Consider the following 13,050-nt stretch of genomic DNA (forward strand, 5'->3'; position numbering starts at 1 on the left):
TACTCAATCATTGTAACAAAAACAGGACCTTCAGATCATAAGAATTACAGATAAATTTTAATAAACCTATTGAGTAATGATCCCTTTTTGCGTTATGTTGAAATTACCTATTGTAAAATGGGCTATTAACAATTGTCATTTAAGGAAGAATGCAATTGCTCAGCTGACAGCTTATGTCAGTCGACGATTGATAAGCTTTAGCATAAGGAGGATTCATGGCTAGAGGTGAAGTCAAGTGGTTTAATAACGCCAAGGGTTGGGGTTTTATTATCCCGGAAGGTGGTGGTGAAGATATTTTTGTTCACTTCTCCTCAATTCACGGCACGGGATACAAAACGCTAGTTCCAGGACAGGCGGTCACCTATGATGTCGTTAATGGTGAAAGAGGTTTACATGCCTCTAATGTCGTTGCTCTTAGTGAAAACGCCGAACAAGAAGAAATAGCTTAACCCAATTAATGTAATAAACTATTAAGCGCAGCAGTATAACTAATATTTATGCTGCTGCCTCCATCAACTTGAGGTATTATGTCCTTCATTTTATAACTGGACTTTAGCTGATGAGACGTGGTTTATTACTGTTAAATCTTGGCACTCCCGATAATGCAGATATCAGGGCGGTAAAGTTATATTTGCGTGAATTTCTTACTGACAAAAGAGTAATAGACTTACCAACTATCCCGCGCTATATCCTGGTATATTGTTTGATCTTACCCTTTAGATCGCCAAAATCAGCCCAGGCTTACCAATCAATATGGACTGAAAAAGGATCTCCGCTTTTGTATCATAGCCAAAATCTAGTGGCAAAATTACAGTCCGCACTTAAGGATGAGTACAAAATTGCTTTGGGAATGCGCTATGGAACTCCATCAATTACAACAGCACTTGCAGAATTAAAAGATTGCCATTCCCTTACCATTTTACCCTTATTTCCTCAATATTCTTCTGCTGCTACAGGTTCAGCCATTGAAAAAACCTTATCCTATTTGGCAAACCAAGAAATTATTCCATCAATTAAAATCATTCGAGATTTCTACCAAAGACCAGAATACATCCAGGCGCAAGCTAAAATTATGAAGCCTTATATTAAAGACAATTTCCACGTTCTTTTTAGCTACCACGGAATTCCCGAACGGCATATTCACAAAAGCGGGTGCGATACGCTTTGCCCCCAAACATGCACACCCATATACGATAAAAATCAAGCATGTTATAGGGCTCAATGCTATCAGACCAGTCTATTACTGGCAAAAGAATTGCAATTAGGCACCCACCAATACACAACCGCCTTCCAATCCAGACTCGGAAAAACTCCATGGATAAAACCTTATACCGATGAAATTTTTGCCGAACTAATAAGCAAAGGAATTAAGAACATTGTCGTCTCCTGCCCATCTTTTGTTGCAGATTGCCTGGAAACTCTTGAGGAAATAGGAATTCGTGCAAAAGAACAGTGGGAAAAACTTGGCGGTGAGCAATTTATATTAACGCCTTGCATGAACGATCATCCTGAGTGGATCAAAGCAATTCAAAGTATTGTTAACGAGCAATTTTAACCCGCTGTCTTACTGATTTCACCATCGGCAGTCGTAATAAAATTACGTTTCGCATTAAATATTTATTGCAAAACAATAAATATTTAATAAAATACGTATGATCTCATCTTAGAAGGACAATTATATAATGAAAAAAATAAAATCTGTGAGTCATTTGCTTTTTCTATTATTCAAAACATTAGCCTATGGCCTTCCCCTTGTAACGACTTATTTCATTCTATTTCATTTCGAGAGCATGCTGAATTGGGGAGGATGGCACTCCCTGTTATCAACCCCAGTGAAAGACCCTTCTCATTTTTCCTTGTTGCATCGTTTCATTATTTTATTGATTGAAGCATTACCCTTATCTATTAATATTCTAATTTGTCATCAATTGGCAAAGCTGTTTCGCCTGTATGAACATGGCTATTTATTTGAAGAAGAAAACATTCGACTGATTAAGAATATCAGTATTTACCTGATCTCAGGTGAACTTATACAATTGCTTTATCAACCTTTGATAACCGCAGCTCTGACTTTTACCAATCCATCTGGTCAACGTATCGCAAGCATCACCTTGGGAACAGCGAACCTGTCCACGTTAATTACCGCTTTTATCATTTTGATTGCCTCTTGGATTATTAAGGAAGCACATAAATTAAAAACGGATGCCTTGTTAACCATTTAATGTGAACTTCAGAGTAAGGACATCAAGAGATTTTCTTACGCAGTCTCAATCAGTTTATATCCCGCATGTTTAAGGAGTTTCAATCGATGTCAATTATTGTTAATTTGGACGTGATGATGGCAAAAAGAAAGTGTCGACTTAGAGATTTAGCTGAAGCTATAGGCATTACTGAAGCTAACTTATCCATTTTAAAAAATGGTAAAGCCAAAGCAATACGTTTTGCAACCCTTGAGGCTATTTGTGCTTACTTGCATTGTCAACCCGGAGATCTTCTTGAGTATCAATCCATTGAAGACAATCACCTTATCAAAGACGGAGCTTAATCTGAGAAAGCTTTGAGTAAGGACTTGCAAAAAACCAGGGTCAAGGCAAAAAGTAATTTATGTTAAACACATTTTAAAATAATCCGCCCTAAAGACTATGGTCTGAAAAACTCATTTCCTGTACTATGACGACCTTCTTTTTTAAAACTAACTATTATCAGGAGATTATGTTGAAAAGGATCTTTTTCTTAATGATTTTTTTTGTCTCTCAAACTATGGCTTCAGTATTTACCCACGAAGAGGTTCAAATATTAAAAAAACATTTTTTAAATAACTTTCAAGCCAATGGAGCCATCGTAGCCTCACCCTCGCAATACAACCCCAATTATTATTATGACTGGATTCGAGACTCAGCTATTGCCATGGGATTGGTTGAGACATGGTATGAAGCCAGCCAATCTGCTCGATATAAAAAACTTTTATTAGAATATGTTTCATGGACAGAAAAAATACAGCATCAAGCTGATCCCATTGCTGGCCAGGATATATTGGGTGAACCCAAATTTTATATCAATGGCAATCCTTTTGATGGTGAATGGGGACGACCACAAAATGATGGTCCGGCACTCAGAGCATCTGTTTTAATTCGTTTTGCGCAACAGCTTCTCGATCACAATGAAATAGGCTATATCAAATCACATCTTTATAACAACACCATGGAACCACAATCCATGGGCACTATCAAGATGGATTTGGAATACATCGCACATCATTGGCAAGATGCAAATTTTGACCTGTGGGAAGAGGTTTATGGCCATCATTTTTTCACGGCTATGGCACAACAAAAAGCGCTGACCGATGGCGCCATTTTGGCTCACCAACTTCATGACAGACAAGCTGCTGTTTTTTATGAAATGCAAGCCAGCCTAATTAATAGTCGACTGCAACAGCATTTGGACCATCAGAATAAAATAATTCAAGCCACATTATTACCTCACCCCGGTCCTCAAAAAACACTAGAGCTTGATTCGTCCGTCATGTTGGGTATTTTAACTAACCCACAAAAAGAAGGTGTTTTTGCCCCACATCACACCTTTGTGCGAAATACTGCAAAAGCTTTGCATGAGCAATTTAATTTGATGTTTCCTATTAATAAAAACCGTTCTGGAGCAATATTGTTTGGTCGTTATCCCGGCGATACTTATGATGGCTATCAAACAAACAGCATAGGAAACCCCTGGTTTATCCTAACAGCTATGATGGCTGAATATTATTTTACCATGGCTCATAATCTGTCACTGAACAGCAGTAATAATATTCATATACAGAACTATCTAAAGAAAGGGGACAATTACCTAAGGCTTATAAAACAATATGGCCCTGATCTGAATTTAAGTGAACAAATTAATTTGAATACCGGAGTTCAGCAAGGAGCGACATCCTTGACCTGGAGTTACGTTTCCGTCTTGCGAGCTATTCATTTAAGAGAGCAATTGGAAAATAGAATAAAAACTCTGGTCTGGAATACCTATTAGGATTTTATACGATCGGGTAATGCGATAAAGAATAGAATTTGTGGCCCGTGTCAGTCAAAGATAACACGGGCATCAGAGGAAAATTTGTATCAATTTGTTGAAGCCAGCAAAGAAGATTCCGATTTAGTTGACACAGCATTAACCTCTTCATCCTCTCTACCTAAAAACCGTAATGACTTCCCACTCATTATATAAGTTTCTATCTGCTCTAAACTAATATTCCTGGTTTCAGGCATATAAATATAAGCATAAATGAACCCCAGGAAACAGATTACCGCATACAGAACGAAAGTCATTTCTATACCAAACATTTGATGCAAAACAGGAAAACTAAAAATAACTATCGTATTAAACGACCAATTACTCATGGATGACATCCCCATACCGGCACCACGGACATGAAGAGGAAAAATTTCTGCCATAGCAATGTGGGGGATAGGGCCCACGCTGATCGCAAAAGAAAAAATATAAACCATTAAGCAAATAACCGATAAATAAGATAGCCAGGCAACATGATTTAATGAAAACAGCGATAATGCAAACAAGCTCAAACTGGTTCCTGCAAAACCCAGTAACAGTAATTTGCGTCGCCCTAGCTTATCGACATACAAAATGGCAATAATAGTAACCAGTAAATTAACTAACCCAATCCCCATTGTTGCTAATATTTGTCCAGTCGTGCTGCCCAAGCCTAAATTCTTGAATATTTCTGGTGCAAAATAAATTACCACATTGATACCGCTTAATTGTTGTAAACAAAACAATATCGTTCCTAACATCAACACAGGTAACAAGGGCTTTTCGAATAGAAGTAGGCAGTTGCCTTGTTTTGGTTCGTTCGCCAGTGTGGCTTCAATATCTTTTAACTCTTGCTCAACTGAGTGCTTGCCTCTCAATTTTCTTAAGGAGTTTGCTGCTGCATCATGACGTCCAACGCTGCATAACCACCTGGGAGACTCTGGCATAAACAAAATCCCCAGGGTCAATAACAAAGCAGGGATAGCACTTGAAGCAAACATTGCACGCCACGCTAGCTGCTCTATCAATAAATAATTGACCGAATAAGAACAAACAATACCCACAGTCAATGCAAGTTGATAAATTGCAACCACTGCGCCACGTGATTGCACGGCGGCTGTTTCAGCCAGGTATAATGGAGTTAAAACTGAAGCCATTCCAATGGCCAAACCTAAAATTAACCGAGATAAAATCAACACTGAAATGGTTTCAGCAAAACCGGCACCCAGGGCTCCAACAAAGAACAAAAAACCGGCAAAGGATAATAAAGAACGTCTGCCGAAACGTTTTACGCACTTTGATGCCATGAATGCACCAATCAACAGCGAACCAAACAATGCCCCAAAAGGTAAAGCAGAAGCCATAACGCCAATGTGGGTTGCATTCAGATTAAAATGATTTTTTACCAGTCCAAGAGAACCTGCTATTATTCCCTCATCGTAACCAAATAAAAAACCGGCAATTGACCCAATTATTGCGACAATCCAAGCCATTTTTCACTCCTTGATTTTAAATTCTTTTCCTCTGTCTCTACTCAACACAATGAACTGTTTTAGCTGGCACTATCCCTTACATCACGTGAAAACATTTTTTCAACTCGAATAGATTAATTCTGCGAGCAGAGTTCTCGCTTCTGAGAACTCACCGCCATACATAACTCTGTAATTAAAGACCAGTTATGATTCTTGATAGCCTCTTCCGGTACAATCCAGGACCCTCCAACGCAAACTACATTTGGCAAGCGGAGATACTCCTCATAATTTTTGGAATTAATTCCTCCTGTTGGACAAAATTTAACTTGAGGGAATACCCCTGATATCGCTTGCAGCATAGGGATACCTCCAGCCGCTGCTGCAGGAAAAAATTTAAAATGGTTATATCCCATCCCCAAGCCTTCCATTAATTCTGAAACACTGGCTACACCTGGAATGAGAGGAATTTCACTTTTCTGTCCTGCTATTAATAATTCCCTTGTTTGGCCAGGGCTGATGGCAAATCGAGCGCCTGCTGCTGCCACATCATGAAGTTGACCCGAGGTAATCACAGTTCCGGCACCGATTAATTCATCTGGAAATGTATTGATCAATAATTCCAGTGCTTTTATTGCCACTGGTGTTCTTAATGTCAATTCAAGAACATGAATCCCCCCGGCAAATAAAGCCTCGGCCAAAGGCAATGCATCCTCTAACTCTTTGATTACAATGACTGGAATAACCGGAGATGCAGCAAATACCACGCCTGGTTGTGTTTTCCATTCAGAAAAGGACATGAGAAGCTCCTGTCAATATTTGTTTTAAACTGACGCTCGCGCCTAAAATACCTGGTTGAGCGGCTGCAATGACATAAGTGGGAATTAAGGCATTAAAATCACTAAATCGTCCTTTGTCTTCAAATTGGATTCTAAAGTCGCTTTGGTGTACCAAGGAGAGTAAACGCGGCATAATCCCTCCTGCAATATAAACACCACCAAAAGCTCCATAAGTTAATGCTAAATCACCAGCAAACGATCCCAAACTTGAAAAAAATTGGGCTACTGCCTTATGAGCTATGAAACATTCCTGATTTAATGCCAAAGATATAATTTGCGCTGCTGACAAAAATTCAACTTTTTTACTATGATACGCGGCTAAAGCTTGATATAAATTTTCCAGTCCTTGGCCAGACAGCAAGCGCTCATAAGATACATGGGAGTATTTACTTTTTAAATAGCGATAGATAAACCACTCCTGCTCAGTTTTTGCTCCCCAATCAGCATGCCCCCCTTCCCCTGCAAAAGCACTATAGTGACGTTGATGAGGAATTAAATAAGCAACACCCAAACCGGTTCCTGCGCCTAATACCGCTCTCACTTTACTGGCATCCAGGTAACCATTACCAATCTGCACCAGATCCTGAGTCGATAATACAGGTAAACTCATCGCAATCGCAGTAAAATCATTCATGACTTCCAGAACTTCAAGGCCAAGTCTCTGTTTTAACTCTGTTATTGAAAATTGCCAATGACAATTCGTCATAGAAACCAAATCATCGATGACTGGACACGCAATCGCTATCGCAATATGTTTTATTTCTTGCAAAGAATGCCTGGTTTTATAATTTAATAGCGCGGACTCCAGACTAATAAACTCGGCACAAGGAGAAATTTCAATTTTATCCATCTGCAAATTGACAAGATTAACTCTACTGAAACGAGCAAAAGTACCGCCTATGTCTGCAACAATCGCATACTGCGCTAAATCATGAGGCATCATAAAAAAATTCATTTCCTTTAAATAGACTACATGCCCCCTGTTCTGCACCAGTAAAATGTAATCTTAAATTACCAAACAACTCTCGTCCCATGCCTAGAACAGAGGAATATCCTTCGATAGCAACTGGAGAGCGGCTCGCTAATTCTTCATCAGAAACTAATAATTGAAGTATTCCTCTTTCACAATCGATCAAAATCATATCGCCCGTTTCAATTTTAGCAATTACGCCGCCATCAACCGCTTCCGGAGTAACGTGAATTGCAGCGGGAACCTTGCCCGATGCGCCAGACATTCGACCATCAGTAACCAATGCCACATGAAACCCTTTATCCATTAACACACCAAGTTTTGGCGTTAATTGATGTAATTCTGGCATTCCACATGCTTTTGGGCCTTGAAAACGAACTACCACCACACAATTTTTATTAAGCAAACCTTGATTGAATAGATGTTCAAATTCCTCTTGGCTTGAGCAAACGACTGCGGGGGCTTCTATCACATAATGTTCATCATAAAGACTGGATGTCTTAATAATTGCTCTGCCAAGATTGCCACTTAATACCTGCAAACCACCCTGAGGTTTAAATGGATCGGCAACAGAGGTTAATACTTCATTATTGCTTGAGCTGTCAGGACCATTAACCCAAACCACTCGATTGTCAATCAATTGCGGCTGCTGCGTATATTTATCCAGTCCAAAACCCACGACTGTTTTGACATCAGGATGAAGTAAATCGGCCTCTAGCAAGGTTTTAACAAAATAAGCCATGCCTCCAGCTCTTTGAAAATGATTGATATCTGCTTGACCATTAGGATAAATTCGAGCAATTAATGGAATAATTGCCGACAATTGCGCAAAATCATCCCAATTTACCCAATACCCTGCCATAGCCGCTATCGCAACAAGGTGCATGGTATGATTGGTCGATCCCCCTGAAGCCAATAATCCGATAATACCGTTTACAATATTTTTCACATCAAGCATCTGCCCTATTGGCATATAATCAGAATTTAAATCTGTTAATGACAAAATCTGACATGCTGCTGCTTTAGTTAATTCATCGCGCAACTGGGTATTAGGATTCACGAAGGAAGAGCCTGGGAGCTGCAGCCCCATCAGTTCAATAACTAATTGATTTGAATTGGCCGTACCATAAAATGTGCATGTTCCAGCCGTGTGATAGGAGGCCGCCTCCACATCCAATAAGGCATTTTTGTCGACTTGACCTGCTGCGTACAATTGACGAATTCTTGCTTTTTCCTGATTGGAGATACCAGAAGGCATTGGGCCCGCGGGTACAAAAATAAAAGGCAGATGGCCAAATGCCAGCGCAGCCATTAATAATCCAGGGACTATTTTATCGCAAATACCTAAGAGGAGCCCTCCATCAAACATGTTATGTGACAAAGCAACAGCAGTCGATAAAGCGATCACATCCCGGCTGAGTAAACTTAATTCCATCCCTGGTTGTCCCTGAGTAATCCCATCGCACATGGCTGGGACGCCCCCGGCAAATTGCGCAACTCCTCCTGCAGCAGAGATCGCTTCCTTAATCAAATCAGGGAAAACAGCGTACGGTTGATGCGCCGATAACATATCGTTATAAGCAGAAACAATGGCAATATTGGCTTTTGTATTACCTCTCAAAATAGCCTTGTCCTGTTTAGCACAAGCAGCAAAACCATGTGCCAAATTTCCACAATGCAGAATACTTCGTTGTGGGCCTTTAGTACGAGCCTTATCGATTTGATTCAGATAAGCTGCTCTTCTAGCAGCGCTACGATTTTGGATATTTTCTGTTACTTGATTTATTATAGGGTGCATTCTTTTTCCTCATCACTTGGGGCATACATCACCTGAACATTGGCATCCGGGGCATTTAAAATAGCGCAGATTGGCAGGATCCCCGGGTTGTTAGTTGCCATTGCCTGCTCCAGAACAACCTGTTTTCTTTGACCTACTAAATGTAAAAAAATAGTACTGCTATTTAATAATCGCCGTTTCGATAAGCTAATCCTCTGGAATGAAGCTGTTCTAGGCTTCACAATAAGCACCGCATTTGCTTTATCATCTAATCCTGCACTTAACTCATCACTGCATGGAAATAAAGAAGCGGTATGGCCATCGTCACCCATTCCTAAAACTACTGCATCAAACGTTGGTAGAGAATCAATTTGGCCATTTACCTCGTTCAACTGACTTAATGGATCCTCTTTTTCATCAAACAAGCTGATAAATTTGGCTTTTTTTGCGTTATGTTGCAGCAAATATTTACGCACCAGCCACTCGTTACGATGTGGATCAAAAAGGTTGACACAACGTTCATCGGCCAAAGTAATCACTACTTTTTCCCAAGGCAAATCGGCTAAAGCTAATTCCTTGAACAAATCGATAGGCGTTCTACCGCCGGAAACCACCAAAAACGCCTGCCCTCTTTGTTTGATTGCATCTGATAGAATAGTTCTTAATTTTTCCACCAAGTCATGAATCAACTGTTTGGCATCCCTAAAACTATGAAACTGCATTGTGATCACCCCAAACATGTGCTTGCCCGTTAAATAAGCGTATGACTTCCTTTGGCCCCCAGGTACAAGCTGGATAGGTGTACAGTGGAATATTATCTTCTTCCCACGCCGATACAATACTGTCAATCCATTGCCAAGCTTGTTCAATTTCTTCTCGGCTTACAAAAAGATACTGATTACCTAACATGACCTCTAGCAATAATCTCTCATAGGCATCAGCAATCCTTTGCGTTTTAAAACTATGATGGAAATTTAAATCCAACTTGGAATCATGCAACATCATACGCTCACCAAGACCCGGAATTTTATTCATTATCCTCACCTCCACCCCTTCATCGGGTTGTAAGCGAATAATTAACTGATTAGGGTACAATTCTTCATTTAAGGGATGAAAAATATTATAAGGCTGTGGTTTAAAATAAATAACCACTTCGCTTTGCTTTTTGGGTAATCTTTTGCCAGTAAGCATATAGAATGGAACACCAGACCATCGCCAATTGTCAACATAGGCTTTGATAGCAACAAAAGTTTCTGTTGTAGATGCCTGATTAGCACCCACCTCTTCTAAATAACCAGGTATTTTTTTACCATTTGCTAAATTATTAGCCACATATTGAGCTCGTACTGTATGATCATGAACATTGGACTTGTTAATAAAACGCAAAGATTTCAGTACTTTTAATTTTTCGCTTCTGATACTTTCTGCTGAAAGGCTTAAGGGGGGGTCCATCGCAACTAAAGATAATATTTGCAACAAATGATTTTGCAGCATGTCCCTGACTTGGCCCGACTTATCATAATATTCCCAACGGCCTTCAACACCGATTTCTTCGGCAACAGAAATTTCAACTCGATCAATAACGCGATTATCCCAATTGGTTGAAAATATGGAATTAGCAAAGCGAAGCACTAATAAATTCAAGACGGTTTCTTTACCCAAGTAATGATCAATTCGATAAATCTGATCTTCAGAAAAAAAACAAGCCACTTGTTCGTTGGTTGCTACAGAAGAAGGCAAATCATGGCCAATAGGTTTTTCCAAAACAACTCGCGATGGTTTCTGTGTTAGATTAAGGCGTGCAAGACTGCGGCAAGTTTGAGAATAAAGGCTTGGAGGAATTGCCAAGTAAGAAATAACCACTCGCTCAGAAGGGTTAACATAATCCGTTAATTTTTGATAATCATCTGATTGATTCAGATCAAGCTTGCAATAAGCCAGTTTCTTTATAAAACGTAACCAGACTGCTTCATCAATTTCATCAAATAAAAACTGCTGAATTTTATTTTTAATCAAGTCAACATAAGCAGAAAAATCGAGCTCTTCTCGGGCACACCCAATAATTCTTGTTTTTTCGTGAAGTAAATTAGCCAGCTCTAGTTGATATAATGCGGGCAACAATTTTCGACAAGACAAGTCACCCAGCGTACCAAACAAAATTAAATCACAAGGATACTTTGATTCTGCTTTTAAGAGCATATATCATCCCAAAATTACAATAACTATGTCCCTGAAATTGCATCGATTTTACATCACTGGAATCAAGCGTCAATCAAAATTGATTTTTTTCGCTCATTCTATCAGGTACATTACCTGTTTATTGTAGTGAATTAAACGCGGTAGAGGATAAAAAAGGATTAAAAAATCTACTTGGAAATCCGCTTTATGAACTGCAACATTATCAAAATTAGCGATTTTTGTCTAAAAATTGCAAAACTTCGTTTTTATGCTATATGAAATAAGTACACGTTAGTAAAAAATCCCTTTGATCAGGAGCCACTCATGCTTAACAAAAGATTTTCAGAACGACTGAATAAAGAATTGGATAATATTGGAGTCCCTGAGGCCGCAGGAGAGCGAATTGAGATACTTTCCAAACTCATCAAAATTCCAAAATTTAAAGCAGAAGCTTTGCTTAATGGAATTACGAGCCCTGATGAAGCCGTATTAAAAACATTAGCTCAGGAACTGGAAGTCAATGCGGATTGGCTAATTGGCAAAAGTGACTCCAAATCAGGAGCCCATTAGAAATTATCCATGAAATCTATGATTGGAACTAATTGGCTTCGCTTTTTTCTCAATGTATTCAATGATTTTTCCTGCCAAATTAATATTAGTTGCTTTTTCTATACCTTCAAGACCTGGAGAAGAGTTAATTTCTAGCACTAATGGACCATGATTTGAGCGAATCAGATCCACTCCGGCAACTCTTAATCCCATTGTTTTTGCGGCACTAACAGCGATTGCCCGTTCTTGTGGGGAGAGTTTGACTTTTACTGCTTTTCCTCCTTGATGGACATTTGCGCGAAACTCCCCATCCTTGGCCTGCCGTTTCACTGCGGCAACTACTTTTTCTCCTATGACAAAACAACGTATATCCGTACCTCGGGATTCTTCAATGAATTCCTGGACCAAAATATTGGCATGCATTTCTTTAAAAGCATTGATGATACTCACAGCTGATTGATGACTGTCAGCAAGAATCACTCCTTTGCCTTGTGTTCCTTCTAATAATTTTATGACCAGAGGAGCCCCACCAACCATATGAATCAAATCTTCAGTATCATCAGGAGACTGGGCAAAACTGGTTAACGGCATAGGAATTCCTTTACGTGCCAGCAATTGTAAAGAGCGAAATTTATCCCTGGATCGTGATATAGCTATGGATTCATTAATAGTATACATGCCCATTGTTTCCATATGACGCAATACAGCCGTACCATAATAGGTAATGGATGCGCCAATTCTAGGAATAACAGCATCAAAATGCGGTAAAGGTGCCCCACCCCGATAATGTACCTTAGGATTAGAAGCAGCTACGTTCATATAACAATATAAAGGGTTAATAATTTTAACCTCATGCCCCGCAGCCTCAGCCTCCGCCTTTAAACGCTTATGAGAATACAAATGGGGGTTAGTTGCCAATATCGCAATTTTCATGAATTAAACTTTCCTCAGTAATTTCATACTTCAATCTGAACAATCCAAACCATTTTCCCTAATTTTCTATTAAATAACGCAATTTTTAGCATCACAACAGAGCTGCTCTGAAATGACAAAAGCAGCCAAGCGTAGAAAATCGCGGGTTTTAAGCCAAGATAAATGAAATGTCAACAATCCTTACTTAAAGCCTAGATGAAAAATCACAAATTATCCTCCCTTCAGTACCTAACAGGAGAGTAATTTTTAAATTTATGCAACAGTCAATTAATTAACTAATGCATTCTGGATAGATTT

Annotated in this window: 13 protein-coding genes; 6 read left to right on the forward strand and 7 right to left on the reverse strand. The window is 39.3% G+C overall.

The genetic code is table 11. The features are described 5' to 3' along the window. Positions 1-215 precede the first annotated feature (215 nt). The 5 genes from OQI99_RS09740 (at position 216) to legY (ending at position 4,020) form a co-directional block, all read left to right on the forward strand. Positions 216-449, forward strand: a complete 234-nt coding sequence (locus OQI99_RS09740) for a cold-shock protein (RefSeq protein WP_010946175.1) — start codon at positions 216-218, stop codon at positions 447-449. A 110-nt stretch (positions 450-559) separates the two neighbouring features. Further along, positions 560-1,555, forward strand: a complete 996-nt coding sequence (gene hemH, locus OQI99_RS09745; protein ID WP_265731809.1) for a ferrochelatase — start codon at positions 560-562, stop codon at positions 1,553-1,555. A gap of 127 nt (positions 1,556-1,682) precedes the next feature. Continuing rightward, positions 1,683-2,222: a DUF2975 domain-containing protein gene (locus OQI99_RS09750; protein WP_265731810.1), complete on the forward strand. Its 540-nt coding sequence runs from the start codon at positions 1,683-1,685 to the stop codon at positions 2,220-2,222. Positions 2,223-2,308: 86 nt separating this feature from the next. After that, on the forward strand, positions 2,309-2,545 hold the full coding sequence (locus OQI99_RS09755; protein ID WP_061513165.1) for a helix-turn-helix domain-containing protein: 237 nt from the start codon (positions 2,309-2,311) through the stop codon (positions 2,543-2,545). 125 nt (positions 2,546-2,670) lie between these two features. Next, positions 2,671-4,020 (forward strand): Dot/Icm T4SS effector LegY, encoded by a 1,350-nt coding sequence (gene legY / locus OQI99_RS09760; protein WP_265731811.1) that lies wholly within the window; start codon positions 2,671-2,673, stop codon positions 4,018-4,020. 89 nt (positions 4,021-4,109) lie between these two features. Here legY and OQI99_RS09765 read toward each other — a convergent pair whose 3' ends face one another. From OQI99_RS09765 to zwf, 6 genes are all read right to left on the reverse strand, one after another. Continuing rightward, a complete protein-coding gene (locus OQI99_RS09765) occupies positions 4,110-5,531 on the reverse strand; it encodes a sugar porter family MFS transporter (protein ID WP_265731812.1) in 1,422 nt (473 codons plus the stop codon). A gap of 113 nt (positions 5,532-5,644) precedes the next feature. Continuing rightward, positions 5,645-6,307, reverse strand: a complete 663-nt coding sequence (locus OQI99_RS09770) for a bifunctional 4-hydroxy-2-oxoglutarate aldolase/2-dehydro-3-deoxy-phosphogluconate aldolase (RefSeq protein WP_265731813.1) — start codon at positions 6,305-6,307, stop codon at positions 5,645-5,647. Then, positions 6,294-7,289: a glucokinase gene (glk, locus tag OQI99_RS09775; protein ID WP_265731814.1), complete on the reverse strand. Its 996-nt coding sequence runs from the start codon at positions 7,287-7,289 to the stop codon at positions 6,294-6,296. Before glk ends, OQI99_RS09770 begins: the two co-directional genes overlap by 14 nt. Beyond that, the gene (edd, locus tag OQI99_RS09780) at positions 7,276-9,114 is read right to left on the reverse strand and encodes a phosphogluconate dehydratase (RefSeq protein ID WP_265731815.1); all 1,839 of its coding nucleotides are present in this window, start codon (positions 9,112-9,114) and stop codon (positions 7,276-7,278) included. Before edd ends, glk begins: the two co-directional genes overlap by 14 nt. After that, a complete protein-coding gene (gene pgl / locus OQI99_RS09785; RefSeq protein ID WP_265731816.1) occupies positions 9,102-9,815 on the reverse strand; it encodes a 6-phosphogluconolactonase in 714 nt (237 codons plus the stop codon). The genes edd and pgl overlap by 13 nt, the downstream gene beginning before the upstream one ends. After that, positions 9,802-11,292 carry a glucose-6-phosphate dehydrogenase gene (zwf, locus tag OQI99_RS09790; protein WP_265731817.1) on the reverse strand — a complete coding sequence of 497 codons (1,491 nt, stop codon included), beginning with the start codon at positions 11,290-11,292 and terminating at the stop codon, positions 9,802-9,804. The genes pgl and zwf overlap by 14 nt, the downstream gene beginning before the upstream one ends. A 303-nt stretch (positions 11,293-11,595) precedes the next feature. On the opposite strand from zwf, the gene OQI99_RS09795 reads away from it, so the two are divergent. Continuing rightward, on the forward strand, positions 11,596-11,841 hold the full coding sequence (locus tag OQI99_RS09795) for a hypothetical protein (RefSeq protein ID WP_265731818.1): 246 nt from the start codon (positions 11,596-11,598) through the stop codon (positions 11,839-11,841). 3 nt (positions 11,842-11,844) lie between these two features. On the opposite strand, the gene rimK is transcribed toward OQI99_RS09795, so the two are convergent. Next, entirely contained in the window at positions 11,845-12,753 is a 909-nt protein-coding gene (rimK, locus tag OQI99_RS09800) for a 30S ribosomal protein S6--L-glutamate ligase (protein WP_061513157.1), read from the reverse strand. Positions 12,754-13,050: the final 297 nt, after the last annotated feature.

It is taken from the genome of Legionella sp. PATHC039 (assembly GCF_026191275.1).
GTDB classification, from domain to species: Bacteria; Pseudomonadota; Gammaproteobacteria; order Legionellales; family Legionellaceae; genus Legionella; species Legionella pneumophila.